At 74.6% G+C, this 26,069-nt stretch carries 25 protein-coding genes; 15 read left to right on the forward strand and 10 right to left on the reverse strand.

Features of this window, described 5'->3' with window-relative positions:
* The 3 genes from accB to AR3_RS21055 all read left to right on the forward strand — a co-directional run.
* Positions 1-340, forward strand: a 340-nt coding sequence (gene accB / locus AR3_RS21045) for an acetyl-CoA carboxylase biotin carboxyl carrier protein (RefSeq protein WP_157406730.1), incomplete at its 5' end; no start/stop codon positions are given.
* Positions 341-401: 61 nt separating this feature from the next.
* The gene (locus AR3_RS21050) at positions 402-1,760 is read left to right on the forward strand and encodes an acetyl-CoA carboxylase biotin carboxylase subunit (protein ID WP_067916077.1); all 1,359 of its coding nucleotides are present in this window, start codon (positions 402-404) and stop codon (positions 1,758-1,760) included.
* Positions 1,757-3,412 (forward strand): FAD-dependent oxidoreductase, encoded by a 1,656-nt coding sequence (locus AR3_RS21055; protein WP_067916079.1) that lies wholly within the window; start codon positions 1,757-1,759, stop codon positions 3,410-3,412. Before AR3_RS21050 ends, AR3_RS21055 begins: the two co-directional genes overlap by 4 nt.
* A gap of 113 nt (positions 3,413-3,525) precedes the next feature.
* On the opposite strand, the gene AR3_RS21060 is transcribed toward AR3_RS21055, so the two are convergent.
* Positions 3,526-3,885, reverse strand: a complete 360-nt coding sequence (locus tag AR3_RS21060; protein WP_083951740.1) for an antibiotic biosynthesis monooxygenase family protein — start codon at positions 3,883-3,885, stop codon at positions 3,526-3,528.
* 127 nt (positions 3,886-4,012) lie between these two features.
* A complete protein-coding gene (locus AR3_RS21065; RefSeq protein ID WP_067916083.1) occupies positions 4,013-4,672 on the reverse strand; it encodes an N-acyl homoserine lactonase family protein in 660 nt (219 codons plus the stop codon).
* 764 nt (positions 4,673-5,436) lie between these two features.
* On the opposite strand from AR3_RS21065, the gene AR3_RS21070 reads away from it, so the two are divergent.
* From AR3_RS21070 to AR3_RS21080, 3 genes are all read left to right on the forward strand, one after another.
* The gene (locus tag AR3_RS21070; RefSeq protein WP_067916085.1) at positions 5,437-7,455 is read left to right on the forward strand and encodes an AfsR/SARP family transcriptional regulator; all 2,019 of its coding nucleotides are present in this window, start codon (positions 5,437-5,439) and stop codon (positions 7,453-7,455) included.
* Between the two features lie 82 nt (positions 7,456-7,537).
* Positions 7,538-7,792: an acyl carrier protein gene (locus tag AR3_RS21075; protein WP_067916087.1), complete on the forward strand. Its 255-nt coding sequence runs from the start codon at positions 7,538-7,540 to the stop codon at positions 7,790-7,792.
* Positions 7,764-8,117 carry an antibiotic biosynthesis monooxygenase family protein gene (locus tag AR3_RS21080; protein ID WP_067916089.1) on the forward strand — a complete coding sequence of 118 codons (354 nt, stop codon included), beginning with the start codon at positions 7,764-7,766 and terminating at the stop codon, positions 8,115-8,117. Before AR3_RS21075 ends, AR3_RS21080 begins: the two co-directional genes overlap by 29 nt.
* Positions 8,118-8,235: 118 nt before the next feature.
* On the opposite strand, the gene rfbB is transcribed toward AR3_RS21080, so the two are convergent.
* Positions 8,236-9,273, reverse strand: a complete 1,038-nt coding sequence (rfbB, locus tag AR3_RS21085; protein WP_067916132.1) for a dTDP-glucose 4,6-dehydratase — start codon at positions 9,271-9,273, stop codon at positions 8,236-8,238.
* Positions 9,274-9,534: 261 nt separating this feature from the next.
* On the opposite strand from rfbB, the gene AR3_RS32800 reads away from it, so the two are divergent.
* Positions 9,535-10,728, forward strand: coding sequence for an SDR family oxidoreductase (locus AR3_RS32800; protein WP_313819752.1), 1,194 nt, complete (start codon positions 9,535-9,537; stop codon positions 10,726-10,728).
* Between the two features lies 1 nt (position 10,729).
* Positions 10,730-11,083 carry an antibiotic biosynthesis monooxygenase family protein gene (locus AR3_RS21095; RefSeq protein WP_067916090.1) on the forward strand — a complete coding sequence of 118 codons (354 nt, stop codon included), beginning with the start codon at positions 10,730-10,732 and terminating at the stop codon, positions 11,081-11,083.
* Here AR3_RS21095 and AR3_RS21100 read toward each other — a convergent pair.
* Positions 11,080-12,015: an NAD-dependent epimerase/dehydratase family protein gene (locus AR3_RS21100; protein ID WP_067916093.1), complete on the reverse strand. Its 936-nt coding sequence runs from the start codon at positions 12,013-12,015 to the stop codon at positions 11,080-11,082. The genes AR3_RS21095 and AR3_RS21100 overlap by 4 nt on opposite strands.
* Positions 12,016-12,095: 80 nt before the next feature.
* On the opposite strand from AR3_RS21100, the gene AR3_RS21105 reads away from it, so the two are divergent.
* Positions 12,096-13,154 (forward strand): NAD-dependent epimerase/dehydratase family protein, encoded by a 1,059-nt coding sequence (locus tag AR3_RS21105; RefSeq protein WP_067916095.1) that lies wholly within the window; start codon positions 12,096-12,098, stop codon positions 13,152-13,154.
* A 29-nt stretch (positions 13,155-13,183) separates the two neighbouring features.
* On the opposite strand, the gene AR3_RS21110 is transcribed toward AR3_RS21105, so the two are convergent.
* Positions 13,184-13,936 (reverse strand): class I SAM-dependent methyltransferase, encoded by a 753-nt coding sequence (locus AR3_RS21110; RefSeq protein ID WP_067916097.1) that lies wholly within the window; start codon positions 13,934-13,936, stop codon positions 13,184-13,186.
* A gap of 232 nt (positions 13,937-14,168) precedes the next feature.
* Here AR3_RS21110 and AR3_RS21115 point away from each other — a divergent pair, with 232 nt between their 5' ends.
* Entirely contained in the window at positions 14,169-14,684 is a 516-nt protein-coding gene (locus tag AR3_RS21115) for an MBL fold metallo-hydrolase (protein WP_067916099.1), read from the forward strand.
* Here the strand turns inward: AR3_RS21115 and AR3_RS21120 are convergent.
* On the reverse strand, positions 14,651-15,514 hold the full coding sequence (locus AR3_RS21120) for an SDR family NAD(P)-dependent oxidoreductase (protein WP_083951742.1): 864 nt from the start codon (positions 15,512-15,514) through the stop codon (positions 14,651-14,653). The two genes, AR3_RS21115 and AR3_RS21120, sit on opposite strands and share 34 nt — an antisense overlap.
* A 13-nt stretch (positions 15,515-15,527) precedes the next feature.
* Complete coding sequence (locus tag AR3_RS21125; RefSeq protein ID WP_083951743.1) at positions 15,528-16,724, reverse strand: cytochrome P450; 1,197 nt, start codon at positions 16,722-16,724, stop codon at positions 15,528-15,530.
* A 180-nt stretch (positions 16,725-16,904) separates the two neighbouring features.
* Here AR3_RS21125 and AR3_RS21130 point away from each other — a divergent pair, with 180 nt between their 5' ends.
* Genes AR3_RS21130 through AR3_RS21145 form a run of 4 tightly spaced genes read left to right on the forward strand, consistent with a single transcriptional unit; the run spans position 16,905 to position 20,133 of the window.
* The gene (locus AR3_RS21130) at positions 16,905-17,360 is read left to right on the forward strand and encodes an anthrone oxygenase family protein (RefSeq protein WP_227023059.1); all 456 of its coding nucleotides are present in this window, start codon (positions 16,905-16,907) and stop codon (positions 17,358-17,360) included.
* Between the two features lie 9 nt (positions 17,361-17,369).
* The gene (locus tag AR3_RS21135) at positions 17,370-18,119 is read left to right on the forward strand and encodes an SDR family NAD(P)-dependent oxidoreductase (RefSeq protein WP_067916101.1); all 750 of its coding nucleotides are present in this window, start codon (positions 17,370-17,372) and stop codon (positions 18,117-18,119) included.
* Positions 18,120-18,141: 22 nt separating this feature from the next.
* On the forward strand, positions 18,142-19,032 hold the full coding sequence (locus AR3_RS32975) for an NAD(P)-dependent oxidoreductase (RefSeq protein WP_067916103.1): 891 nt from the start codon (positions 18,142-18,144) through the stop codon (positions 19,030-19,032).
* Between the two features lie 3 nt (positions 19,033-19,035).
* Complete coding sequence (locus AR3_RS21145) at positions 19,036-20,133, forward strand: methyltransferase (protein WP_067916105.1); 1,098 nt, start codon at positions 19,036-19,038, stop codon at positions 20,131-20,133.
* On the opposite strand, the gene AR3_RS21150 is transcribed toward AR3_RS21145, so the two are convergent.
* Genes AR3_RS21150 through AR3_RS21160 form a run of 3 tightly spaced genes read right to left on the reverse strand, consistent with a single transcriptional unit; the run spans position 20,120 to position 24,336 of the window.
* Positions 20,120-21,292, reverse strand: coding sequence for a nucleotide disphospho-sugar-binding domain-containing protein (locus tag AR3_RS21150; protein ID WP_067916107.1), 1,173 nt, complete (start codon positions 21,290-21,292; stop codon positions 20,120-20,122). The genes AR3_RS21145 and AR3_RS21150 overlap by 14 nt on opposite strands.
* A 9-nt stretch (positions 21,293-21,301) precedes the next feature.
* A complete protein-coding gene (locus AR3_RS21155) occupies positions 21,302-22,891 on the reverse strand; it encodes an FAD-dependent oxidoreductase (RefSeq protein WP_067916109.1) in 1,590 nt (529 codons plus the stop codon).
* On the reverse strand, positions 22,888-24,336 hold the full coding sequence (locus AR3_RS21160) for a sialidase family protein (protein ID WP_067916111.1): 1,449 nt from the start codon (positions 24,334-24,336) through the stop codon (positions 22,888-22,890). The genes AR3_RS21155 and AR3_RS21160 overlap by 4 nt, the downstream gene beginning before the upstream one ends.
* A 210-nt stretch (positions 24,337-24,546) precedes the next feature.
* Between AR3_RS21160 and AR3_RS21165 the strand changes: the two genes are divergently transcribed.
* Positions 24,547-26,064, forward strand: a complete 1,518-nt coding sequence (locus tag AR3_RS21165; protein WP_067916113.1) for an FAD-dependent monooxygenase — start codon at positions 24,547-24,549, stop codon at positions 26,062-26,064.
* Positions 26,065-26,069: the final 5 nt, after the last annotated feature.

Genomic DNA, 26,069 nt, shown 5'->3' on the forward strand with positions numbered 1-26,069 from the left:
CGCCGCCGTCCCGGCCGCCCCCGGGCCGGCGGCCCCGGCGGGCGCGGTGCCCGGCCCGGCGCAGGAACCCGCCCGCGCGCCGGCCGACGAGGACGACGGCACCTTCCGCGTCGAGTCCCCTCTGGTGGGCACCTTCTACCGCGCGCCCTCCCCCGGGGCCCGGCCCTTCGTGGAGGTCGGCGACGAGGTGGAGGAGGGCCAGCAGGTGGCCATCGTCGAGGCGATGAAGCTGATGAACGCGGTCACGGTCGACCGTCCCGGCCGCGTGGTCGAGGTGCTGGTGTCCGACGCCGAGCCCGTCGAGTACGGCCAGCCGCTGTTCGTCCTCGCCGCGGCCTGACCCGCTCGGGCGGCGCCGACGCCCGCCCCGCCCACGGCAACCCGCTTCTCAAGGAGCGCTGATGTTCTCGACCGTTCTGATCGCCAACCGGGGGGAGATCGCGCTGCGCGTGGCGCGCACCTGCCGCGAACTGGGCATCCGCACCGTCGCGGTGTGCTCGGACGCCGACCGCGACTCCGCGGTGACGCGGTTCGCCGACGAGTGCGTCCGCATCGGCCCGTCCGCCCCCCGCCGCAGCTACCTCAACGCCGCCGCCATCGTCACCGCGGCCCTGCAGGTCGGCGCCGACGCGGTGCACCCCGGGTACGGCTTCCTGTCGGAGGACCCCGACTTCGCCGAGATCTGCCGGGCCGAGGGGCTGACGTTCGTCGGCCCGTCCCCGTCGGTGCTCAGCATGCTCGGCGACAAGGCGCAGGCCCGGGAGATCGCCCGGCGGGCCGGACTGCCCGTGCTGCCCGGCAGCTCCGCGCCGCTGGAGACGGTCGAGCAGGCCAAGGCCGTCGCCGAGTCCATCGGCTACCCGATCATCCTCAAGGCGGTGGCCGGGGGCGGCGGCCGCGGCATGACGGTCGTCCGCGACCCGCGCGAGCTGCCGCGCGCCTACGTCGAGGCCCGCGTCGGCGCGCAGGTGGCCTTCGGCGACCCCCGCCTGTACGCCGAGAAGTACCTCGACCACGCCCGCCACATCGAGGTGCAGATCCTCGGCGACGGCGAGGGCGAGGTCGTCCACCTGGGCGAGCGGGACTGCTCGGTGCAGCGCCGGCGGCAGAAGCTCATCGAGGAGACCCCCGCGCCCGGCCTGCCCCGCGCCCTGGCGGAGCAGATCTGCGCCGCCGCCGTGCACTCGGCCCGCGAGCTGCGCTACGCCGGCGCCGGCACCTACGAGTTCGTGGTGGACGCCGACGGCGGCTTCTACCTGATGGAGGTCAACTGCCGGATCCAGGTCGAGCATCCGGTGACCGAGCTGGTGACCGGCGTGGACCTGGTGCGCGAGCAGTTGCGGGTCGCCGCGGGCGACGGCCTGTCGGTGCGCCAACGGGACATCGTCCCCCGGGGCGTGGCCATCGAGACCCGCGTCAACGCCGAGGACCCCGACCGCGGATTCCTGCCCACGCCCGGGGTCCTGGAGAGCTTCACGCCGCCCGGCGGCCCGTTCGTCCGGGTCGACACGCACGCCTATCCCGGCTACCGCGTCACCGCCGACTACGACCCGCTGCTGGCCAAGGTGGCGGTGTGGGCGCCCGACCGGCGTCAGGCGATCGAACGGGCCGACCGCGCGCTCAGCGAGTTCGAGGTGTCGGGCAAGGGCGTGCGCACCACGCGGGACTTCCTCCGCGACGTCCTGCGGCACCCCGCGTTCCGCGCCGGCAAGCACACGACCGCCCTGGTCGACGAGATGAACCCCGGAGGCGCTCAATGAGCGGCAAGACGGACACACCGGTCCTCATCGTCGGCGGCAGCCTGGTGGGGCTGTCCACCGCGCTCTTCCTCGGCAAGCACGGCGTCCCGTCCATGGTGGTGGAACGCAACCAAGGCCTGTCGCCCCACCCCCGAGCGCGCGGGGTGAACGCGCGCACCATGGAGCTGCTGCGGTGGGCGGGCATCGAGGACGAGTTGCGCGCCATGCCGTCGGCCAAGGCTCTGGCGGAGAACAGCGGCATCATCGCCGCCGAGAGCCTCGCGGGCAGGGAGCTGGGCGCCCTCAAGGAGGGCTACCACCGCGACACCGGCGCGCCGGACGACGACGGATGGCTCGGCGCGACCGGCTGGTGCCTGTGCCATCAGCACGAGGTGGAGCCGCTGCTGCGCGAGCACGCCGCGCGCCACGGCGCCGACCTGCGGTTCGGCACCGAGCTGGTCGACCTCGAGCAGGACGCGGGCGGCGTGACCGCCGTGCTGCGCGACCGCGCGGGCGGCGAACGCCGCGTCCGCGCGCGCTACCTGGTCGGCGCCGACGGCGCGGGAAGCCTGGTGCGCCGGCTGCTGGGCGTCGAGTCGGACGGCCCGGGCGCCCTCGGCCACTTCCTCAACATCCGGTTCCGCGCGGACCTGACCGGGCCGCTGCGCGGCCGCCGCTTCGTGATGTGCTACACGATCAACGGGTCGTCGCGCAGCGGCCTGCTGCCGGTGGACAACGCCGTGGAATGGCTGCTGCACGTGCCGTACGACCCGGACCGCGCCGCCGAGTTCACCCCCGAGCGGTGCGTCGAACTCGTCCGCGCCGCCGCCGGGGTCGACGACCTCGACGTGACGATCGACGGCGTGGCCTCCTGGGAGTCGGCGGGACGGGTCGCGCGGTCGTTCGCCGTCGGGCGGGTCTTCCTGGTCGGGGACGCGGCGCACGTCATGCCGCCGACCGGCGCGTACGGCTCCAACACCGGCATCCAGGACGCGCACAACCTGGCGTGGAAGCTGGCGGCGGTGCTGCGCGGCCAGGCGGGTCCCCGGCTGCTGGACACCTATGCCGAGGAGCGCCGTCCCGTCGCCGAGGCCACCGTGGAGCAGGCCGTCCTGCGGTCCAAGGACCGGCCCCGGCTGGCCGGGGGACCCCAGCCGCCGCCGGATCCGCGGATCCAGCCCGATCCCGTCGTCACGTTCGGCCAGGTCTACCGATCGGCCGCGGTCGACCCGGACGGCTCCGCCGGCGACTCGGTGTGGGAGCCGGAGCCCAGCGGGCGGCCGGGGACGCGCGCGCCGCACGTCATCGCCAAGCGGGACGGGAAGCTGATCTCCACGCTCGACCTGTACGGCGACCGGTTCGTGCTCCTCGCCGGCCCCGAGGGGGCCGAGTGGGCGGACGCCGCCGCGCGGGCCGCCGAGAAGATCGGTCTCGACGTCGCGGCCCACGTCATCGGGCGGGACGTCCGCACCACCGCGGTCGACCTGTGCGCCGCCCACGGCCTGACGCCCGGGGGCGCCGTGCTCGTCCGCCCGGACGGGTTCGTCGCGTGGAGGCGCGCGGACGCCCCGCAGGCCCCGGGCGCCGTCGACGACATGACCGCGCTGTTCGACCGCCTGCTGTGCCGCTCCGCCGACTCCCCCGCCGGCTCCCCCGCCGACGTCGCGGGCTGACGCGTCGTCCGCGTCATCGCGGACGGACCGGGTCCGCCGGCGCTCGGTCGACAGCGCTTGATCGACAGCGTTCGATCGACGGCGCTCGATCGATAAAGGCGGCGGACCCGGTCTCAGCCGCTCGGCTGCGACAGCGGGTCGGCGGCGCCCGCGGCGTCGGCCGCGGGGTAGTCGGCGTCGTGGACCACGTACACCTCGTAGTGGCCGCCCGGCCGCGTGCGGTCCTGGAACTTGCGCAGCGGCGACGGGTGCCCGGCGGCCCGCAGTCTCCGCTCCCAGGCGCGGTAGGAGGCCAGATCCCGCCACGCCATCAGCAGCGCGAAGCGCCCGTCGCCGTCGATGGCGCCGAGCAGTTCGTGGCCCAGCAGGCCGGGCGTGCCCGCCAAGTCCCGGGCGGCCCGCCGGTACGCGGCCGCCAGCGTCTCGGTGGGACCATCGGGGTCGCGATAGTGGACGACGACCCGCACAGGCATCTGAGACACCGGTCACTCCTCGGTGCGGGGTCCGCGGCGGCCCGGCCAGCCGGAACCGGTCACGGACAGAAGCGGTCACCATGGACCGATCGGGCGAGGGCCGGCGCGGCCCGGGCCGCCCGACCGGTCAGCCGTAGAAGGCGGGGGCGGCCCGCAGCTCGGTCAGGTTGGCCGGCTCATGGCCGCAAATGATCATCGCTCCCTCGGCGCGGGCCAGGTCGACGAGCTTCTTGGTGGACGCGCGGACCTGCGCCTCGTCCATGTCGAAGGGGAAGATCGGCCGGTTCTCGGGGTCGAGCGCGGCCTTCATCGGGATCGCGTCGGCGGCGAGCAGCACCGGCCCCGTCTCGGGCAGCCGCACCAGCACGGACTGGTGGCCCGGGACGTGCCCGCCCGACTCGATCAGCTCGATGCCCGGCAGCAGCTCGGTGTCGCCGTCCACCAGGGTCCACCGGACTCCGGGCCGGTCCCAGGCGGCGCGGGCGGCCGCGCGGCGCGCCCCGGCGGCGGAGACGGCCCACGCGTGGTGGCTGCGCTGGACGACGAACTCCGCGCCGGCGAACACGTCGTGGTTGCCCGCGTGGTCGGGGTCCAGATGCGTGCACACGACGACGTCGACGTCGTCGGGGGCGACGCCCAGCCGGCCGAGCAGGGCGGGCACGTCCTCGCCCGGCTCCAGGACCACGCGCTCGTCCGGGTCGGCGCGGTGGGCGCCCGCGCGGTCGCGGGGCGGACCGGTGTCGACGAGCACCGTGGCGTCCCCGGTCTGGATCAGGTAGGCCGGCACCGGGGCGCCGAGCGGCCGAATCCGGCCGCTGAATAGAAGCTGGAGTCTCATTTTCCCATCCGGATGTCGGGACGGCCGATGCCGTGGGAGATGAACTACGACCGGGCGGTCAGCCTAGAGCGGCGGCCTCGAATGTCGGTCGACCCCGCCGTAGACGTCCCCCTCAACCTTTCCCCGCAATTCTCACTTTAACGTCGGCGTGACCTGCGCGAAACATTCCGTCTCCCCGCCGTATCCCGGACGGCCGGCGAACGGCCGCGGCCGCACGCTCGGTCACCCGCCGAACAGCGGACGGCACACGGTCGCCGAATTATCTGCCGCCAGTTATCTGGCGATCGAATGCCGGGGCGAAGGATATGGCGGAGCGGAGAGAATGCCGATGCGAGCGACCCTCGAGCGCCTTCCGAGCGGCCACGGTGCATGGTGTTCCGGTCTGCGGTCGCGACGGACGCGCAGATCGCGTATCGGACCGCCATATTCCGCGAAATCGGCGGCCCGATTCACGCGCGGACGCGCCCTCCGACCCGCCACCCCGATGACCGGACGGAGAATTTTATAGAAAACGGCCCCTACTTTCAAGAGTGTGCACGTTCAGCGGCGACACCGCAACAAAGTGCAGGTTGCCTGCCGGTCCGATCCGGCTGAGAATTCCCAGCATTATCACTCGGGGGACTTCGTTTCAGCGAGATTGATGCGACGGTAGTACGGGGAAGGACGGCATGTACTTTCGGATTCTGGGGCCCCTATGGGTAGCCAACGGGGGAATGGAGGTCACGCCCACCGCGCCCAAGGTGCGGCAGGTGCTCGCCTTCCTTCTTGTGCGCTGCGGAAAGCTCGTGCAGGTGGGGGAGCTCATCGACGAGCTGTGGGGAGACGATCCGCCGGCCAGCGCCATGACGACCCTGCAGACCTACATCTACAAGCTGCGTAAGGACGTGTTGGAGCGTTGCGAAGCGGCGACGCTGCACACCCGGGTGTCGGGGTACCTGCTCGACGTCTCGGCCGAACGGGGGGACCTGCTCCGCTTCGAGCGCCTCGCGCACGAAGGCCGCACCGCGCTCGACGAGGGCGATCCGGCGCGCGCCGCGGACCGGCTGTCGGAGGCGCTCGCGCTGTGGCGCGGTCCCACGCTCGCCGACGTGTCGGTGGGCGAGATCCTCTCCGCCTACGTGACCCGGCTGGAGGAGGAGCGGCTGCGCACCCTGGAGCTGCGCATCACCGCCGACCTCGAGCTGGGCCGGCACCAGCAGTTGATCAGCGAGCTGAAGATGCTGGTGGCGGAGCACCCGCTCAACGAGCGCTTCCACGCCCATCTGATGATGGCGCTGCACCGCTCCGGCCGCCGCTACGAGGCGCTCGAGGTGTACCAGCGGCTGCGCCGCATGCTGATCGACGAGCTCGGCATGGAGCCGTCGGCGCCGGTCCAGCAGCTGCACCTGAAGCTGCTCAACTCCGACGCCGAGACGCGCACGCCGAGGACGTCGGCGACCATCGTCCGCAGCCGTTTCGACCCCCTTCTCGTGCCCGCCCAGCTCCCCCCGGACATCTCCGACTTCGTGGGACGGGAGGAGGTCCTGCGCGACGTGCGCCGCCACCTGGTGCGCCCGCAGGGCGAGAACACGGCCGTGCGCGCGGTGTCCATCTCCGGCATGCCGGGCGTCGGCAAGACCACCCTGGCGCTGCGCGCCGGGCATGCGGACCGTTCCGAATTCCCCGACGGACAGCTCTACGCCGACCTGCGCGGCACCCCCGACCACCCCGCGGACCCGCACCAGATCCTGGAGGGCTTCGCCCGGGCGATCGGGGTGCCCGCCGGGGAGATCCCCGACAGCCTCCAGGAACGCAGCAAACTGTTCCGCACCTGGAGCATGGGGCGGCGGGTGCTGGTGGTGCTCGACGACGCGCATTCGGTGTCACAGGTCGCCCCGCTGCTGCCCGCGTCGCCCAACTGCGCTGTCATCATCACCACCCAGCGCGGCCTGTACAGCCTGCCCGGCGTGCGGCACATCGAGCTGGACGTGATGTCGACCGACGACGCGGTGGAGCTGATCGAGACCGCCAGCGGACGGCGGTTCACCGCCGAGGAGCGCAAGTCGGCCGAGCGCATCGCGCAACTGGCCGGGCGGCTCCCCCTGGCGCTGCGGTCGGTGGGCTGCCGACTGGCGGCCATGCACACCTGGCCGGTGGAGAAGCTGGCGGCGCAGATCGAGGACTCGCGGCGCCGGCTGGACCTGCTGTCGTTCGCCGAACTCGACGTGCGCGGCCGGCTGTCGGCCGGCTACCGGCGGCTGGATCCGCGCGACCGCAGCGCGCTGCGCCTGATCAGCCTGCTGCCGCCGCCGGACTTCACCGCCACCACCGCGGCCAGGCTGATCGGCAGCGGCACCGACGCGGTGGAGGCCCAGCTGATCCGGCTGGCCAGCCGCCATCTGCTGTCGGTGCGCCGCACCGGCGCCGGGGAGATCCGCTACCGGCTGCACGACCTGGTGCGCGTGTTCGCCCGCGAGCGCCTGAACGAGGAGTTCCTGGAGCCGGCGGCGGAACGGCCGACGACCGGCACGGGGCCGATGCCCTGCGAGTCCTCCCCGGCGGCCCGTGAGAACGGCCACGCGGCCCTCGAGGACGACCGCGACCTTCGCGACGGCGGACGGGACCGGCCCGCGGCGAACGGACGCGACCGCCTCGACCTGCGCGTGGTGCGCGCGGCGGCGCAGCCCGCCGAGCCGCTCGGCGCGCGTCCGCGCCACGCCGGCGGCGTGGTGCGGGCCCTCGGCAACGGATAGACCCGCTCAGTCTTCCACCCCGCATCCAGCGTGGTTCGAGCCGGAGCCGCGACAGTGGGGCCACCGCACGAGAGGAGAGACGATGGCCCGCTTCACGGTGGACGACATCCGGCGCATCCTGCGCGAATGCGCGGGCGAACCCGATTCCGTCGACCTGGACTCCGACATCGGCTCGGTGGCCTTCGAGGACATGGGCTACGACTCGCTGGCCCGCCTGGAGCTGGCGGCGCGGATCCAGCAGGAGTTCCTGGTGGCCATCCCCGACGAGAAGGTCGAGGAGCTCAAGACGCCCGACGACGTGGTCGGCTATGTCACCTCCCGCATCCCCGCAGCCTGAGCGGCGGCCCGGGGCCCTCGTCGGCCGGGTGCGCGTCCTCGTCTACGCCAGCGCGCCCGGCGACGCCCCCGAGGCCGTCGAGACCGCATACCACACCGTCAGCCGTGCCCTGGAGGGCACGCCGGGTCTGATCGGCAACGCGCTGCTGCGGTCGGTCCACGAACCGGGCGCCTTCGTGGTGATGAGCGAGTGGACCGACCTGGAGTCCTTTCGCGCCTGGGAGAAGGGCGCCGAGCACCGCGAGCTCACCGCCCCGCTGCGTCCCCTTCAGGACGACCGGGGCCGCGGCCCGTTCGGCATCTATGAGATCACAGCCGCCTACTGACCCGCGCCGGACGAGTGCGGAAAGGGGGCCGTCCGCGAGGGACGGCCCCTTCGCCATGGGCTCGGCGGCTCAGCCGCCAGCACCGCCCGCGGGGCGGTGCGCGGGGCGGCGCCACCGGTCATCCGGCGAGCGCGCCCGTGGGCTCCTGGCCGCCCTGCCACGACTCCTCGGCGATGCGGCGGTGCGCCAGCAGCGGCTCCCACCAGGCGCGGTTGTTGCGGTACCAGCGGATGGTCTCGCGGACCCCCTGCTCGAACGAGACCTGCGGCGCCCAGCCGAGCGTGCGCCTCAGCTTGCCGGTGTCCAGCAGGTAGCGGCGGTCGTGGCCGGGCCGGTCGGGCACCAGCGTCTTGAGCGTCGCGGGCAGGCCCAGCTCGTCCAGCACCAGGTCGGCGATCTCCTCGATGGTGGCCTCCTCGCCGGTCCCCACGTGGTACGTCTCGCCGATCTCGCCGCGGGTGAGGATGAGGTCGATCGCCCGGCAGTGGTCGATCACCGAGATCCACTCCCGCCGGTTGCCGGTCGAGGCGTACAGCGGCAGCGGCAGCCCCGCCAGCGCGTTGGTGATGAACAGCGGCAGCACCTTCTCCGGGAACTGGTACGGGCCGTAGTTGTTGGCGCAGTTGGAGATCGTCACCGGGAGGCCGAAGGTGGTGTGGTAGCAGCGCACCACGTGGTCGCCGCCCGCCTTGCTGGCGCTGTAGGGCGTGCGCGGCCGATAGGGGCTCGACTCGGTGAACGACTCGGGCGAATCCAGGGCCAGGTCCCCGTAGACCTCGCACGTGGACACCTGGTGGAAGCGGCTCACCCCGGCCCGCCGGCACGCCTCCAGCAGCGCCTGCGTGCCGAGCACGTTGGTGCGGAAGAAGCGCGCCGGTTCGAGGACGGCCAGGCTGTTGTGCGTCTCGGCGGCGAAGTTCACGACCGTGTCCACCCGGTGCCCGCGCAGGATCCGCGTCATCGCCTCCTCGTCGGCGATGTCGGCCTGCTCGAACACGATCTCGGCGCGCACCTCGTCCAGGTTGCGCACGTTCCCGGCGTAGGTCAGGGCGTCCACCGCGACGATCGCCTGCTCCGGATGGGCCGAACGCCAGTACCGCACGAAATTGCTCCCGATGAACCCCGCGGCGCCGGTCACGGCGATGGTGGGTGCCATCTCGTCCACCTCCTGCCGACTGTCTCTCCCGACTCGTGGCCGCACGCTCGCAATCCCGGCTCGATTCCCGAGCGAGATCGCGCACCAGCGCGGCTCCAGAGCCGCTCTAGCCCCGCACGAAACCGTTCCGATGGGCGGCCGCGCGCCGGCCGTCGCGATCGCGTGCCGGGCGTGCCCGTTCCCCACGCACCCACGCCGCACCGATCATGCCGCGGCCGCCCACCCGACCCGACCCGGCACGTCCAGAAGGGACAGCTCACCATGGCGGGACACACCGACAACTCGATCGTCATCAACGCGCCGATGGACCTCGTCTGGGACATGACCAACGACGTGGAGTCATGGCCCCGGCTGTTCAGCGAGTACGCCGCGGCCGAGATCCTGGAGCGCGACGGGGACACCATCCGCTTCCGCCTCACGCTGCATCCCGATGAGAACGGCACGGTCTGCAGCTGGGTCTCCGAGCGCACGCCGGACCCGGCCACCCGGACCGTGCGGGCGCGCCGCATCGAGACCGGGGTGTTCCAGTACATGAACCTGTACTGGGAGTACGAGGAGGTCGACGGCGGGGTGCGGATGCGCTGGACGCAGGACTTCGCGATGAAGCCGCAGGCCCCGCTGGACGACGAGGCCATGACCGCGCGCCTCAACCGCAACACCGCCGTCCAGATGCAGCGCATCAAGCGGATCGTCGAGGAGGCCGCCGAGCGCGCCGCGGGCGGCGTCCGGTTCGACCACACCGGCCGGCGGGTGCTGGTCACCGGCGGCACCCGCGGCATCGGCCGGGCGATCACCCTGGCGTTCGCGCGCGCCGGCGCCACCGTGCTGACCTGCCACCGCCAGGACGGCCCCGCCGTCGACAGCCTGGTCAAGGAGCTGGCCGAGACGCCGGGCGACCACCGGGTCGTCAAGGCCGACCTCGGCAAGCCGGCCGACGTCGACCGGCTGATCGGCGAGTGCCGGAGCCACCTCGGCACCCTCGACGTCGTGGTCAACAACGCCGGCGCCATCAGCCACGTGCCGTTCGAGCGGCTCGAGGTCGACGAGTGGCGGCGCGTCCTCGACGTCAACCTGACCGCCGCCTACCTGGTCGTCCAGAAGGCGCTGCCGCTGCTGGCCGCCGGCGCCTCGATCATCAACGTGGGGTCGAAGGTGGCCGGCGTGGGCCTGCCGCTGCGCGCGCACTACACCGCGTCGAAGGCGGGCCTGGTCGGGCTGACCCGGTCGCTGTGCAAGGAACTGGGCCCCAAGGGCTACCGCGTCAACCTGGTGGCGCCCGGACCGGTGGAGACCGAGGAGGAGGTCTCGCCCGAGACCCGCGAGCGGTATCAGCGGCTCACCGCGCTGGGCCGGCTGGGGCAGCCCGCCGACATCGCCGGCGCCGTGCTGTTCCTGGCGAGCGACCTGGGCGCGTGGATCAGCGGCGAGACCCTCAACGTGGACGGAGGAATCTGAAATGGCGGACGCGACCTCCGGTTTCTTCCGGGTGATGCTGCGGATGGAGATCCATCCCGGCATGGAGCGCGACTTCGAGGAGACCTGGTACAACGTGGGGCACGCGATCACCGAGCACCCCGCCAACCTGCGCCAGTGGCTGGCGCGCGACGACGAGTCCGGCGCCTACTACGTGGTCAGCGACTGGGTCGACGAGCCGGGCTTTCGCGAGTTCGAGCGCAGCGACGAGCACCTGGACCACCGGACCCGGCTGCACCCCTTCCGGTCGTCGGCGTCGATGGTGACCATGCGCGTGGTCTACGAGATGACCGGCCGGGCCGCCCTCGACGGGGCGCCCGCCGGGTCCGGCCGCTAGCGGACCGGACCGGTGGGCGCCGCCGTCGTGAGCCGCTGCCACGTGCGGCGCAGACCGTCCCGCAGCGAGGTCCTCGGCCGCCAGCCGAGGACCTCGTCGGCGCGGCGCACGTCGAACCACACGTCGCGGCGGTCGAACCCGCGGTCGGGCAGCCGCTCGACGGGCAGCTCCCGGCCCACCGTCGCGGAGACCATCCGGGCCAGCGCGGCCAAGGAGACCGGCACGCCCGAGCCGATGTTGAACACCTCCGGCGCCTGCGTCTCGGGCGCTCGGAGGACGAAGCGGCGGGTCAGCAGCAGCGCCTCCGCGACGTCGTCGACGTACACGTAGTCCCGGCGGTTCTGCGGCCGCCCGTACAGCCGCAGCGGCAGTCCCGCGGCGGCGGCCTCCAGCCAGTGCCCGATGACCCCCTGCATGGTGCCGGTCCGCTGCCGGGGGCCGTAGGCGTTGGCGATCCGCACCGCGACCGGGCGGACGGCGTCGCGGGCGTCGAACAGCGCCCGTTCCAGCTCCACCTTGGCCCGGCCGTAGGCGGTCGTGGGCCCGACCGGGTCGGTCTCCCGGTACGGCGGCGGGCGGTCCGGGGAGTACACCGCCCCCGCGCTGCTGGCCAGGACGAGCGCCGGCCGGCTCCCGGCGCGGCGCAGCGCCGCCAGCAGGGCGGTGAACGCGGCGTGGTCGGCGGCGACCCGCTCGGGGTGCAGCTCGGCCAGGGCCGGGTTGATGCTGCTGGCCAGGTAGAAGATCACCCGGGCGGCGCGCAGCCCGGGCGCCGGACGGCCGTCGACCACCGCCGGGGTGGAGCGGGTGAGGGGCATGGCGGGCACGCCCGCCGCCGTCAGCGTCTCCATGAGCGCGGTGCCAATGAAACCGCCCGCGCCCACCACGGCCACCGGCTCGGTGTCCGTGTTCGGGTCCCTGTGAGCTACCACGTCCCGAACGGTTCCAGGAGCGGCTCGACGGTCGCTGTGACCTGGATGGAGTCCCTCTGAGCGAGAGAAGGGGAATCGCGATGCACGTACTGGTCACCGGCGGAGCCGGGTTCATCGGGTCGCGGGTGGTGTCCGCGTTGCTCGCCGACGGGCACAGGGTGCGGGTGCTGGACGCCCTGCTGCCCGAAGTCCATGACACCGAGCCGGCCCTGCCCGACGACGTGGAGTTCATGCGCGGCGACGTCCGCGACGAGGACACCGTGCGGCGGGCGCTGCGCGGCGTGGACGCGGTGAGCCACCACGCCGCCATGGTCGGCCGCGGGCGGGAGATCCTGGACGCCCGCCGGTACGCGGACTGCAACGACGTGGGAACCGCGACGCTGCTGGTGGCGATGACGGAGGCCGGGGTGGAGCGGCTCGCGCTGGCCAGCTCGGTCGTCGTCTACGGGGAGGGTCGGTACCGCTGCCGGGAGCACGGTCTCGTGCGGCCTCCGCGGCGGGCCGAGCGCGACCTGGCGGCCGGGCGCTTCGAACCGCGCTGCCCCCGATGCGGGCGCGACCTGCTGCCCGAGGCGATCGACGAGGACGACCCCCTCTCCCCCGCCTACAACGTCTACGCCGTCACCAAACTGGCGCAGGAGAACCTGGTGGCCGCTTGGGCGACCGAGACCGGGGGCAGCGCCGCCGCGTTGCGCTACCACAGCGTGTACGGGCCGGGAATGCTCGCCAGCACCTACACCGGGGTGTCGGGCTCCTTCCACGGCGCCGTGGTGACGGGACGCCCGCCCCGGGTCTTCGAGGACGGCCGGTCGCGCCGGGACTTCGTCCACGTGGACGACGCCGCGTCCGCCAACGTCCTGGCGTTGCGGCACGCCGCCGCGGGGTTCCGCGCCTACAACGTCGGCAGCGGAACCCCGCACACGATCTACGAGGTCGCGCGGACGCTGTCGGAGGCGGCCGGCGCGCCCGAACCCGTCGTCACCGGCGAGTACCGCGTCGCGGACATGCGCCACATCTACGGCTCGACCGAGCGGATCACGCGGGAGCTGGGGTGGCGGCCGCGGGTCGACTTCACCGCCGGCATCCGCGAGTTCGCCCTCTCCCCGATGCGCACCGGCGCGGCCGCGGCCGCGAGGTGAGCCGGCCGGCCGCCGGCCGGCGGCTCCGGCTAGCTGGAGCCGGCGGACCGGCGGCAGGCGAAGGCGACGAAGAAGCGGGTGGTGTGCACGCCGAGCACCTCGTCGAAGACCTCGCGCAGCATGGGCTCCACGGCCTTGGCCGGCAGCAGCTGCGTCCGGTACGACGCCCAGCGCACGCGGCCTCCCGTCGCGCGCATCGCCACCGCGTTGGCCAGAAAGAGCGCGGAGCGGCCGAGGTGCTGCAGCGCTCCGTAGCGGGTGCGCTGGTAGTCGTGGTAGTTGTCGATCGTCCACAGGTTGCCGATGAAGACGCCGCCGGGCTCGACGAAGGTCTTCAACCGCTCCAGCACCTTGCGCACCCGGCCGAGGTGGTGCACGGCGTCCACGCACAGCACCAGCGGCGCCGTGCCCAGGTCGTCCACCGCCCAGAAGTCGCCCTGGCGCAACGTGAGCCCCGGGTGCTCGACGCGCTCGCCGGCGATCCGCAGGGCCTGCTCGGAGATGTCGACGGCGACGATCTCCTTCGCCGCCGTGGACCGCGCGGCCATCGCGGTGAACTCCCCGGTGCCGCAGGCGATCTCTATCACCCGCGCGGCGTCGCCGCCGTACGTCTCGATGTATTCGGCGATCTTCTTCTTCTGCGCCCTGAAGTCGTCGCCGAGCACGGGACGGCTCTCGACCTCGTCGCGGTCCCAGAACCGCCGGGCCCAGTAGTCGCGCCCCTCGGGGGCGTGGTCGCCGATCAGCAGGTGACCGGCGCGGACGAGGGTCTCAGCAAGCATGGACGGACCTTTCGCATCGGGACGGCGGCCGCTGCCGCCGGTCGGACAGGGTGTCGATGCTCCGACCGAACCTTTCGGCACGGCGGTCGAGACGCCCTCGAAGGCGGATCGATCAGGCCTCCAGTCGTCGTCGACCCGCGGCTGCGAGCGTGCCGCGTGACATCCCCTGGCGCGGCGTGACGCAACGGCCCCCGCTCCGCGCGCCGCGCGACCGCCGGCGAAAGGAGCAGCCATGGCCACCGAGATCGGACGTCGAGAGCTCATCGGCAAGGGCGGCAGGCTGGTGCCCGCGGTCGGTGCGGGGGCGCTGCTGGCCGCGGCGCTGGCGCCCGGCCGGGCCTCCGCCGACACCGCGGCGCACCGCGGGTTCGCGCTGCCGGGCACGTGGTCCATCACCATCGCCAACCTGGACGTGCCCGACTACCCGCCCGAGCCGGGCCTGTTCGCGTTCAGCCGGGACGGCCTGCTGATCGGCACCGGCGCCTCGCGGATCGTCGGCTTCGGCACGTGGAAGGCCACCGGCGCGGCCGCGTTCACCGTGGACTACCGGCACTTCGTGATCTCCGACGCCGGCAAGGTCACCGGGACGGTGCAGGTCCAGCAGCAGGGCACGCTGCTGTCGCCGACGAAGGTGGAGCTGACCGGCCAGGCCTCGCAGGTGGACCTGGACGGCAACGTGGTGGTCACCTTCCGCGCCCGGTCCACCGGCACCCGCTACGGCTTCGGCCCCGCCGACCTGGGCGCCTGACCGCCGCCGGCCGCGACGCGGGCGCTGGGGCCGCCGGCCTCCGCCAAACGGCGGCCCCAGCGCCGGTAGTAGCGCGCCCGCACCAGCCGGCGGGGCAGCATCCGCGCCATGAGCACCCGCCACCGGTAGTCCAGCCCGGGGACGCACAGGGGCCGTCCGGCGGCGACGGCGGCCAGCCCTTCGCGCGCCACGTCGTCCACGTCGAGCAGCCTGCCGAGCCGCCCCGACTCGCGGTGCCCGGCGGAACGGTGCAGCCGCGTGCCGCCCACCGACCCCGGGCACAGCGCCGTGACGTGCACGCCCCTCCAGCAGACCTCGCCGTGCAGGCTCTCGCTGAAGGAGGTCGTGAAGGACTTGGCCGCCGCATAGGGAGCGCCGCCGGGCGCGGGCAGGAAGGCCATCACCGAGGAGACGTTGACGACGCCGCCGTGGCCGCGTTCGAGCATCCCGGGCAGCGCGGCCCGCGTCAGCCGGATCGGCGCCCAGGTGTTGAGCGCCAGGTCGCGTTCCAGGCCGGCGGGCTCGCGGCGGGCGAACGGGCCGATGCCGCCCAGCGCGCCCGCCCCGTTGACCAGCAGGTCCACCGGCCGGCGCGGGTCGGACACCCGCGCGGCGACCCGCTCCAGGCCGGCCGGGGCGGCCAGGTCGGCGGGCAGCACCTCCACCCGCGCCCCGTGCTCGCGGCGCAGCTCGTCGGCCAGCGCGCGCAGCCGCGCCGCGTCGCGCGCCACCAGGACCAGGGCGCTGCCCTCGGCGGCCAGGAGCCGCGCGAACGCCGCCCCGACGCCGCCGGACGCTCCGGTCACCACGGCGGTCGCGTACCTCGTCATGTCCGCTCCTTCGTCACCAGGCGACCGGCAGGGTCAGCGGCCCCCGGACCATGCCGCCGGTGCGCCACCGCGGCCGCCGCGCCGGCTCGGCGTGCCGCAGGCCGGGGAACCGCTCCAGCAGCGTGGACAGGGCCACGGTCAGCTCGACGCGCGCCAGGGCCGCGCCCAGGCAGCGGTGGGGGCCGTGGCCGAACGCCAGGTGCGGGTTGGGGTCGCGGCGCAGGTCGAGCCGGTCGGGATCGTCGAACACGGCGGCGTCCCGGTTGGCCGAGGTGATCGCCGGCAGCACCGCGTCGCCCGCGCGGATCCGCGCGCCGCCCAGCTCGAGGTCCGCCGTGGCGACGCGGATCGTGCCGCCGGCGGCGGAGACGGCGACGTAGCGCAGCAGCTCCTCCACCGCCGTGGGCATGAGCCCGGGGTCGTCGCGCAGTTCGGCGAGCCGTTCGGGCCGGTCCAGCAGCGCCTGCACCGATCCGGCGATCATGCTGGAGGCCGTCTGGTACCCGGCGACCAGCAGGGTGACGCCGAGCGCGACGAGCTCCCGCTCGGTGAGCCGGTCCTGCTCGCGCGCGGCCAGCAGCGAGCTGAGCAGGTCGTCGCCCGGTTCGGCGCGCCGCGCCGCGACCAGGGACCCGAAGTAGCCGCGCAGCCGGGCGGCGGCGTCCGCCACGGCCGCCGGGTCGGTGCCGGCGACGCCCAGATAGTCGTCGACCCACGACCGGAAGCGGTCCAGGTCGGGTTCGGGGACGCCCAGCAGCGTGCTGATCACCCGGATCGACAGCGGCCCGGCGTACCCGGCCACCAGGTCGGCCGGGGGCCCGGCGGCGGCCAGGGCGTCGGCGAGCTCCTCGGCGATCGCGCGGATGCGCGGCCGGAACCGCTTCATCCGGTGCGCGGTGAACTCGCCGGCCACCAGGCGGCGCAGCCGGGTGTGCTCTGGCGGGTCCATGGTGGTGATCGAGCCGGCCTCCAGGGCGATGCCGCGCACCCGCGGCGCGCCGCGGCGCGCGGCGGCGGCCCGGCTCAGCCGCGGCTCGGCCAGCAGCCGCTGGTTGTCGGCGTAGCGGCTGACCAGCCACGCCCGGCTGCCGTCGGGCAGCAGGACCCGCGCGACGGGACGGCGCTCCCGCAGCTCGGCGTACGTCGGCGCGGGCGCGGGCCCCGGGGGCACGGGCGGGGGGAAACGCAGCAGCGGCTCCTCGTCGGCCATCTCCCCTCCCTGGTTCGGCCGGTCACGCACGCGGCATCGTCCGGCCCGCGGGTCGAGGGCCGCTCGAGGCCCGGCCGCCGACCGGCCCTCGATCACGGCTCGAGGCGGGGATCGGAGTCTGGTCCGCGGTGCGGACGCCGCCGGCGCCCGCCGTCAGCGAGTCGATCGGAGGGGAGCACCGTGCTGGACAACGCGCTGGGCGTCGTCGCGCTCTCGGGGAGCGGCATCACCGCGGGTGTGCTGCTGGCCGTGGCCATCAGCATCGTCCCCGCGCTGCGAGCGGTGTCGCCCCCGTTGTACGTGCGCATGCACCAGCTGCTCGGTCGCAACTGGGACCCCGTCATGCCGCTGATCGTGCTCACCTCGGCGGCCGCCAGCCTGACGCTCGGGGTGATCGCGGACGAGAGCGGGACGCGGGCGCTGTTCCTGTGCGGAGCGGTGCTGCTGGTCGGGGTGTCGGGCGTCTCGCATCTGCTGAACGTGCCGCTGAACCGCCAGGTCAAGAGCCTGGACCCGGACGCGCCCCTGCCGGCGGACTGGCGGGACCCGCGCGCCGAGTGGCGGCGCTGGCATCTGCTGCGCACCGTCCTGGCGATCGCGGCCGTGCTGGTGAACACGACGGCGGCGGTGATGTGAGGAGAAACGGTGGATCTGGGACTGCGAGGCAGAAGAACACTGGTGACCGGCGGCACCCGCGGGGTGGGGCGCGCGGTGGCCCTGGCCGCGGCCCGCGCGGGCGGGCGCGTCGTCGCCTGCTACCACCGCGACGAGACCGCCGCCAAGAGCCTGCAGGCCGAACTGGACGGCATCGGCGGCGGGCATCTGGTGGTGCGCGCCGACGTCACCACCGAGGCGGGCGCCGAGCACCTGGCGGCCCGGTGCCGCGACGCGCTGGGCGGCCTGGACGCGCTGGTCAACAACCTGGGCGTGGACGCCTCCGCCGGGCTGGCGGAGCTGGAGCATCCCGAGTGGCGGCGCGTGCTCGACGCCAACCTCACCTCGATGTACCTGGTCACCCGGGCCGCCCTGGCGCTGCTGGGGGACGGCGGGTCGATCGTGAACATCGGCAGTTCGCTGGCCGGGCGCGGCGCCCCCGACCGCGCCCACTACGCCGCGTCCAAGGCGGGCGTGCTGGGGCTGACCAGCTCGCTCAGCAAGGAACTGGGCCCGCGCGGCATCCGCGTCAACACGGTCCTGCCCGGCTTCGTCGACAAGCCGGACGAGGAGAAGGACGGCGGCGGGCCGCCGCCCCAGGTGCGGCGGCGGCTGGCGGGCATGACGGCGCTCGGCCGCCTGGCCCGCCCCGACGACGTCGCCGGCGTCGTGCTGTTCCTGGCGGGCGACCTGTCCCGAGCCGTGACCGGGGCGAGCATCCCGGTGGACTGCGGCGTGTGACCGCGCCGCGCGAGGAGGTCTCATGAGCGACGACGGCGGCACGCGCACCCTCGGGTTCCTCGGACTCGGCGCGATGGGCGCGGGCATGGCCACGCGCCTGGTGGAGTCGGGCTACTCGGTGCGCGTCTACAACCGCACGACGGCCAAGGCGGCGCCGGTCGTGGCGGCCGGCGCGCAGGCGGCGCGGACCGCGGCCGACGCGGTCGACGGCGCCGACGCCGTCATCGTCAGCCTGGCCGACGAGCCGGCGGTGGAGAAGGTGCTGTTCGGCGACGCCGCGTCCCGGCTCGGCGAGGGCGCCCTGGTCATCGACACGTCCACGGTCTCCCCGGACTTCGCCCGGCAGGCCGCCCGCCGCCTGTCCGCGCTGGGCGCGCGCCGCGTCGAGGCGTGCGTCTTCGGCAATCCCCTGCAGGCCCGGTCCGGGGAGCTGCGCGTGCTGACCGCCGGGGACCGCGCGGACGTGGACGCGGCGCGCGGCGTGCTGGAGACGATCGGCCGGGAGATCCGGTACTTCGGGCCGCCCGGCGCCGCCGCCACCATGAAGCTCGTCCTCAACATGCTCATCGGCGCCGAGATCGCCGCGCTGGCGGAGGCGGCGCGGCTCGGCGAGGCCGCGGGGCTGGACCGCGACGCCGTGCTGGACTGCGTGGCCGGCAGCGGGGTCGCCTCCATGGTGATGGCGTTCCGCGCGGCGATCATGCGCGAGCGGCGGTACGAGCCGGCCGCGTTCCGCGCCCGCCTGATGGCCAAGGACCTGCGGCACGCCGTCGACCTGGCCGAGACGGCGGGCGCCGCGCTGCCGCTGGCCGAACGCGCGCTGGAGATCGTCACGGCGGCCGTCGACCGCGGTGACGGCGACAAGGACCTGGCCGTCCTGGCCGAGCACGCACACGACCCACGACAGAGGTGACGCATGGAGAACACGACGACGGCGCCGCGGCAGGACGAGGATCTCGCCGAACGCTCCCCCTTCGACCTGCTGGCCGCGCTGCCCGCCCGGCACCAGCTGATGATGCTCACCATGGGCCGGGTCGTCGCCCCGGTGATCTGGGCGCTCACCGAGCTGGGCGTCGCCGACCACCTGGCGGGCGGCCCGCAGCCGGTCGGCGAGCTGGCCCGGCGGACCCGCTGCCATGAGCCCACCCTGCTGCGGCTGCTGCGCACCGCGGCGGCCTTCGGGGTGTTCACCGAGCTGCCCGACGGCCGGTTCCGGCTGACCCCCATGTCGGAGCTGCTGCGCGCCGACGCCGAGCACAGCGTGCGCGACCTGGTGCTGATGAACGGCACCGAGCTGTTCTGGCGGCCTTACGAGGCCCTCCTGTACACCGCGCGCACCGGGCGGCCCGCGTTCGAGCGCGTCTTCGGCACGACCCTGTTCGCGTACCTGGAGGACAAGCCGGATCTGGCCGAGGTCTTCCACCGCGCGATGACGGCGGCCAGCAGGCGCGGCGCCGGCGCGGTCGCCGCGGCCGTCGACCTGCCGCCCGGCGCCCGGGTGGCCGACATCGGCGGCGGGCAGGGCTACCTGCTGGCCGAGGTGCTGCGGCGCCATCCGGACTGCCGCGGCGTGCTGTTCGACCGTCCCGCGGCGGTCGAAGGCGCGGACGCCGTCCTGGGCGCCTGGGACCTGGCCGACCGCGTCGAGTGCGCGGCGGGCGACTTCTTCGACGAGGTCCCCGCCGGCTGCGACGCCTACCTGCTCAAGCACGTGCTGCACGACTGGCCCGACGAGGACGCCCTGCGGATCCTGCGCAACGTGCGGGAGGCCATCGGCGACGACGACTCCGCGCGCGTCCACGTCGTGGAGATGACCATCGGCCGGCCCAATGCCCTGGACATCGCCCGGCTGCTGGACATCGACATGCTCGTGACCTCCGGCGGGCGGGAGCGCTCGGTCGGCGAGTACCAGCGGCTCGCCGCCGCGGCGGGCCTGGAGCTCACCGGGCGGCGAGCCGCCGCCGGGAACACCGTGCTGGTGTTCCGGCCGGTGCCGAGGATCACACCCCGCTGAGGTCCCGTGGGCGCCGTCCCCCGGCGCCGAGGGCGACGACCGTGTCGACCAGGGCGGCGGGGGGCGGCAGCGCGGCGACCTCGTCGCGGATGGACCGCGCGGCCGCGCCGTAGGCGGCGTCCTCCAAGAGGGCGCCGGCCTCGGCGCGGATCCGGTCGATCGCGGCCTCGGCGAGCGGCAGCGACCGCCCGGCGCCGGCGGCCGCCACCTGCCGGGCGTTCAACGGCTCGTCGGCGAGCGCGTGCACCACCAGTTGCGGCACCCCCAGCACCGCGGAGGTGATCATGGTGCCGGCGCCGCCCTGGTGCACGATCGCGTCGCACGCGGGCAGGGACAGGTGGAGCGGCACCGACTCCAGCACCAGCGCGCCCCTCGGCAGTTCGCCGAGCAGATGCCGGTGCCCCGCGCCGATCGCCACCAGCACGTCGACGTCCAGGTCGCACAGCGCCTCCACGGCGTGCCGCACCGGGTCCAGGTGGCCGGTCTGCTTGACGAACGTCGTCCCCCAGGTCACGCACACGCGCGGCCGCGCGCGGGGACCGGACGGCAGGTCCGGGACGGTGCCCGACCCGTTGAACGGCACGTACCGCATGAGCGTGCGGTTGGGCGCGGCGGCCGACTGCAGGCGGGGCGGGCACACGTCGACGGTGACCGTGCCGAGGTGGTCGGCGTCCGGCACGCCGTAGCGCTCCAGCAGCGGCGCCAGCGACGGCCCCTCGACGTCCCAGCGCTCCAGGGTGTAATCGGTGCCCCACAGGTGACGCACCAGCGGCAGGTCGAGGACGTGCGCGGCGACCAACCCGGCGTAGGCGCGCGGCTCGTACACGATGACGTCGGGCCGCCAGACGCGCGCGAAGGCGATCACGTCGTCGGCCATCGCCTCGGCCACGGCCGCGAACATCCGCATCGCGCGGCTCGACCGCGCCCGCTCGTCGCCGCGCCAGTCGGGGTCGGTCTCGCCGGGCCCGTACCAGACCGCGCCGAGGTCGACGTCGGCGCCCGCCTTCACCGCGGGCAGCCCGGTGCCGCGGACCGCCTGCAGGAACCCGGGCTGGCTGGCGACGGCCACCTCGTGTCCGGCCGCGCGCAGCGCCCACGCCAACGGGACCATCGGGAAGAAGTGCGAGGGGGCGGGGAACGTGGTGAACAGAACTCGCATGCCGGACTCCTACAAGCCGATGTGGAGGAGGTTCGCCACGGCGGCCGAGACGGCGTCCGCCGCGTCGACGGGGTGATCCGGACTGCGCCAGGCGACGAACCCGTCGGGTCGGACGAGCAGCGCCCCGTTCGCGGGCATCCGGTGTCCGCGGTCCCACACCCCGCCGGGATCGTGCAGGTCCGCGCCGAAGGCGTGGACGTCCAGCCGGACGCCCAGCCGGTCCGCGGCGATGCGCGCGCCCGCGCACCACGCCTCCCCGGCGGGTCCGGCGAGGAGCACGGGGCGGTCCCGGTACAGGTCGAGCGTGGAGACCGTCTCGCCGCCGTGCCCGATCCACAGGTGCGGGGCGCGGGTGCCCACCTGCCCGGTCAGCTCCTCGGGCGGGAACGCCTCCGGGTCCACGGCGCCGGCGCCGTCGGGATACCGGTATCCGAAGACGACGCCGTAGTAGGGGGCGGCGGGTTCGTCCGTGCCGAGCACGTTGCGGCCGGTCCGGTCCCGCATCAGCAGCAGGGCCTGACGCATGGTGAACTCGGCCACCGGCCGGCGCTCGGCCTCGTAGGTGTCCAGCAGCCCGGCGCCGGCCTGGCCGTCCAGCACGGCGGCCAGCTTCCAGGCCAGGTTGTGGGCGTCCTGGATGCCCGTGCCCGAGCCCAGCGCGCCCACCGGCGGCATCGTGTGCGCGGCGTCCCCGGCCAGGAACACCCGACCGTCGCGGAACCGCTCGGCGACGCCGGCGGAGATGGTGTAGCGCAGCAGCCGGGTGCCGTCGCGCAGCTGCGGGACCAGGCGCGGCTCCAGCTCCGGGTCGCCCACCGCCTTGCGGATCATGTCGGCCGCCTCGGCCTCGTCCACCCGGGCCAGCGGGACGCTGAACACCCAGCGGTCCGCCCCGTCGTGCGGGACGATCACGGTGCCGGGCACCGGCCGGTCCACGTGGCACACCGCGATGCTGCGGCCGCGCACGTGCCGGGACAGGTCCGCCTCGAACGCCAGCGTCACGGTCTCGCCGAGCACGCCGGGCCCCGGTTTCGCGATGCCCAGCCGCCGCCGGACGGGGCTGTCCGCGCCGTCGGCGGCGATCATGTAGTCGGCCGTCAGGACGCGTTCGGCGCCGTCGTCCAGGTCCCGGACCGTCGCGCGCACCCCGTCGGCGTCCTGCTCGAAGGACTCCACAAGCGTGCCGAAGCGCAGCCGGGCGCCCAGGTCGGCCGCGCGCTCGCGCAGCAGCTCCTCCAGGCGGTCCTGGTCGACCGGCACCCACGAGCACGGGCTGAAGGCGGTGGGGTCCTCGCCGGGGCTCTCGCCCATCCGGCTCCGCTCGGGGCCGGCCAGCGTCTCCGCCCTGATCATCAGGTCGCCGGTGCCGGTGTTGCGGCGGGCCCGCACGTCGTCGGCGAGGCCCGCCTGGCGGAACAGCTCCTGGGTGCGCGGGTTGACGGTGCGGGCCCGGGGGTGCACGAGCACCCCCCGATGCCGTTCGACCAGGGTGACCGGGACGCCGTGGCGGCGGAGGAACACCGCCGCCGACAGGCCCGTCAGGCCGCCCCCCACCACCAGGACGGAGGTGGTCTCCTCGACCGGGACGGTGCCGCTCATGGCAGCGCGGGGACGTCGCGGACGTACACGTCCTGGGGGTCGCCGGACCGCAGGCCGCTCATCACGAACGCCGACACGAACCGGTCGCGCGCGTGCGTCAGCCCGGTGTAGGTGCCCAGGAACGGGCCGCCGAACCAGCGGATCGCCTGGTCCAGGTCGAACGGTCCGCCGAGCCGCTGCTCGCGCCACCCCCGGCCGGCGACGCAGCCGGCGCCACGGCAGCTCGCCAGCCAGTGCGCGGCGGACGTGCCCGCCCCGGGCCCGTCGTCGCGCAGGTCGTAGTAGGCGACGCCCACCGTGCCGTCCGCGGCGACGTCGACCTGCGGCGTGAACGCCTGGCCGGGACCGCCGGGCGGCGAGTCGGGCGTGGCGTTCACTCGCCGCGGACGGGTCCAGGTGCGTCCGCCGTCGAAGGAGGCGGTCAGCGCGACCGCGCTGCGGCTGTCGCTGATCCGCGCGTCGTTCCACACCATGTACACGCGGCCCTTGGCGTCCACGGCCACGTCGGGCACCAGGGAGGCGCCGACGATGGGCGTGGTCGTGCCGGGAAGCACCGGGGCGCCCAGCTCGGTCTCGGCGATCGTCACGGGCGCCGACCAGGTGGTCCCCCCGTCCGTGGAGCGGATGACGCGCAGCCGCTCGGGCCCGGGTTCGGGGTCGGCGGCCGCGCCCGCCCCCGGGCCGGGCGCGAACGGCCCCTCGTGGAACAGGTCGAGCAGGGTGCCGTCCGGCAGCACGACGATCTGGTTGCCGATCGTCCCGTCGCCGGGCGGCGGACTGTGCACCGCGCGCGGGGGCGACCAGGTGCGGCCGCCGTCGACGCTGCGGCTGAACAGCAGCTGGTGGGTGTGCTCGGTGCTGTTCCACCGGTTCCACGCCAGGTACGCCCGGCGCGGGTCGCGCGGGTCGACGGTGAGCCCCGGCTTGTCGTGGAAGAACCCCGACATCGGGTCCGAGGCGATCTCCACCGGGGCGTTCCAGGTCCGCCCGCCGTCATCGGAGGTGACGACGATGATCCCGGTGCTCAGCGGCTCGTTCCTGGCGGCCATCATCGCGGCGTACAGCCGTCCGTCGCGGCCGAAGGCCAGCCACGGGTTGGTGATGCGGCCGTACTCGCCGCCCGAGCACAGCGTCAGCCGCGGCACGACCTGCCGCCAGGTGCGGCCGCCGTCGGCGGTCACGGCGGCCACCAGGCCGCGCGCGCTGCCGTACATCCAGCGGTCCTGCTGCCAGGCCACCACGCGGCGGCGCGGATCGGCGGGGTCGACCGCCACCGCCGACTCGACCTCGGAGTGCAGCGTGTACGTCTCTCCGGGCGTGGCGTCCGACGTGCAGGAGGCGAACGGGCTGGCCCCCGACAGGCGGACGGGCCGAGAGTCGGCGGCGGCCGACACCGCCCGCGCCGGCACCGACTGAGCCGCCAGCAGCGGTGCCGCCAACAGCACCGCGAAAACGGTTCGGGATCTGTGTCGCATCATCGAAGACCTCGCGTCGTGTCCTGGCATGGCGGGGTCGCCGCCGGGTCGCCGGCGGAAAGCCAGGCCGATGCTAGGGAGCGCGGCTGGAAGACCGCTCGAAGCCGCGGCGGCGGCCCGCGGCGGCGCACCGCGCCGATTCGAGCGTCCGCCGACCCGTCCGCTTCACGATCGGTCGTCATGAGCGGCCTGATGGAGACCGAGGTCCTGATCGTGGGGGCCGGGCCGACGGGCCTCACCGTGGCGGTCGAGCTGGCCCGGCGCGGCGTGCCCTGCCGCGTCGTGGAGGAGCGCCGCCTGCCCCGGCAGAGCACCCGCGGCTGCACCGTCTACCAGCGCACCCTCGAGGTCTTCGACGCCATGGGGCTGCCGGTGGACGACTACGTGGCCCAGGGCGCCCGCATGGCGCGGCGCGTCTACCACCTGTTCGGCGAGCGCATCGGCACGGTCGACATGGCCGAACCCGGAAGCTCCCGACCGTATCCGCTGGTCGTCGGGCAGAACGTGACCGAGCGGTACCTGGAGCGCCGCCTGGCGGACCTCGGCGTCACGGTGCTGCGCGGCGCGTCCGCCGAGACGGTGGCACAGGACGACGACGGCGTCACCGTCACCCTGCGCCACGCGGAGGGACGGCGGTCGACCGTCCGCGCGGCCTGGCTGGTGGCCGCTCAGGGGGCGTCCGCCTCCATCCGCGACGCGCTCGGCGTGGCGTGGCGGGAGTGGCGCAGGTTCACCGGCGTGCGGATGCTGCAGATCGACGCCCGCGTGCACCTGCCGTTCGCCCTGCCGCCCGACGAGGCGCACATGTTCTTCGGCGCCCGCGGGCACGTGGGCTGCGTGCCGCTGCCGGACGGACGGCACCGCGTCTTCGTCGTGCGGCGGGAGCCGGCGGACGGCGACGACGGGCGCGGCGATCCCGAACCCGCGGAGATCGCCGCGGCGATGGCCCCGCTGTGCGGGGTCGGCGAGGTGCGGCTGAGCGACGGGCTGTTCGCCTGGCGGGTGCGCCTGCAGAACCGGTTCGCCGACCGGCTGCGCGTCGGCCGGGTCCTGCTGGCGGGCGACTCGGCGCGGGTGTTCGCCCCCGTGCACGCCCAAGGCATGAACACCGGCGTCCAGGACGCCTTCAACCTGGGCTGGAAGCTGGCCGCCGTGGCCGCCGACGGGGCCCCCGAGACGCTGCTGGACACCTACGAGGCCGAGCGGCGCCCCGTCTTCGAGGAGCTGCTGGCGCGCACCGAACGCTCCCTGGACTTCGGCGTCCAGGAGGCGCCCGGCCGCGAACCGCTGCTCGCGGCGATCGCGGCGAACCGGCCCAAGCGCACCCAGCTGGCCGTCGACTACCCCGACTCCCCCCTCACCCGCGAGCTGCTCGGCGGGGCCGACGGGCCGGCGGCCGGCCGGCGCGCGCCCGGCCGCTGGGACGGCCGCTGGACGCTGCTCGTGCTGCCCGGACCGCGCCCGGACCGCGAGCGCATCCGCCGGCTGATGACCGACGTGGACCCGAGGGTCGAAGTGATCGTCGACGTCGACGGCACCCGGGCCGGCCTCGCGGCGCCCGACGCCGCGCGGATCTACCTCGTCCGCCCGGACGGCCACATCGGCCTGCGCGGCGGCCTCGAGCACGGCCCCCAGGTCGCCGCCTATCTCGACGACGTTCTCGGACCGGTGCCGCGACGCACCCCGTCCCGCGCATAGGAGAT

It is taken from the genome of Actinomadura rubrobrunea NBRC 15275 (assembly GCF_001552235.1).
Taxonomy (GTDB): domain Bacteria; phylum Actinomycetota; class Actinomycetes; order Streptosporangiales; family Streptosporangiaceae; genus Spirillospora; species Spirillospora viridilutea.

Excerpts from the sequence above, each read along its gene's own strand:
- AR3_RS21125 (WP_083951743.1), bottom strand. The coding sequence starts at position 16,724 with ATGGCCGACGAGGAGCCGCTGCTGCGTTTCCCCCCGCCCGTGCCCCCG.
- AR3_RS21145 (WP_067916105.1), top strand. The coding sequence starts at position 19,036 with ATGGAGAACACGACGACGGCGCCGCGGCAGGACGAGGATCTCGCCGAA.
- AR3_RS21050 (WP_067916077.1), top strand. The coding sequence starts at position 402 with ATGTTCTCGACCGTTCTGATCGCCAACCGGGGGGAGATCGCGCTGCGC.
- AR3_RS21095 (WP_067916090.1), top strand. The coding sequence starts at position 10,730 with ATGGCGGACGCGACCTCCGGTTTCTTCCGGGTGATGCTGCGGATGGAG.
- AR3_RS21080 (WP_067916089.1), top strand. The coding sequence starts at position 7,764 with ATGTCACCTCCCGCATCCCCGCAGCCTGAGCGGCGGCCCGGGGCCCTC.
- AR3_RS21150 (WP_067916107.1), bottom strand. The coding sequence starts at position 21,292 with ATGCGAGTTCTGTTCACCACGTTCCCCGCCCCCTCGCACTTCTTCCCG.
- AR3_RS21055 (WP_067916079.1), top strand. The coding sequence starts at position 1,757 with ATGAGCGGCAAGACGGACACACCGGTCCTCATCGTCGGCGGCAGCCTG.
- AR3_RS21155 (WP_067916109.1), bottom strand. The coding sequence starts at position 22,891 with ATGAGCGGCACCGTCCCGGTCGAGGAGACCACCTCCGTCCTGGTGGTG.
- AR3_RS21165 (WP_067916113.1), top strand. The coding sequence starts at position 24,547 with ATGAGCGGCCTGATGGAGACCGAGGTCCTGATCGTGGGGGCCGGGCCG.
- AR3_RS21110 (WP_067916097.1), bottom strand. The coding sequence starts at position 13,936 with ATGCTTGCTGAGACCCTCGTCCGCGCCGGTCACCTGCTGATCGGCGAC.
- AR3_RS21070 (WP_067916085.1), top strand. The coding sequence starts at position 5,437 with ATGGAGGTCACGCCCACCGCGCCCAAGGTGCGGCAGGTGCTCGCCTTC.
- AR3_RS21060 (WP_083951740.1), bottom strand. The coding sequence starts at position 3,885 with ATGCCTGTGCGGGTCGTCGTCCACTATCGCGACCCCGATGGTCCCACC.
- AR3_RS21120 (WP_083951742.1), bottom strand. The coding sequence starts at position 15,514 with ATGACGAGGTACGCGACCGCCGTGGTGACCGGAGCGTCCGGCGGCGTC.
- AR3_RS21105 (WP_067916095.1), top strand. The coding sequence starts at position 12,096 with ATGCACGTACTGGTCACCGGCGGAGCCGGGTTCATCGGGTCGCGGGTG.
- AR3_RS21115 (WP_067916099.1), top strand. The coding sequence starts at position 14,169 with ATGGCCACCGAGATCGGACGTCGAGAGCTCATCGGCAAGGGCGGCAGG.
- AR3_RS32975 (WP_067916103.1), top strand. The coding sequence starts at position 18,142 with ATGAGCGACGACGGCGGCACGCGCACCCTCGGGTTCCTCGGACTCGGC.
- AR3_RS21075 (WP_067916087.1), top strand. The coding sequence starts at position 7,538 with ATGGCCCGCTTCACGGTGGACGACATCCGGCGCATCCTGCGCGAATGC.
- AR3_RS32800 (WP_313819752.1), top strand. The coding sequence starts at position 9,535 with ATGGCGGGACACACCGACAACTCGATCGTCATCAACGCGCCGATGGAC.
- rfbB (WP_067916132.1), bottom strand. The coding sequence starts at position 9,273 with ATGGCACCCACCATCGCCGTGACCGGCGCCGCGGGGTTCATCGGGAGC.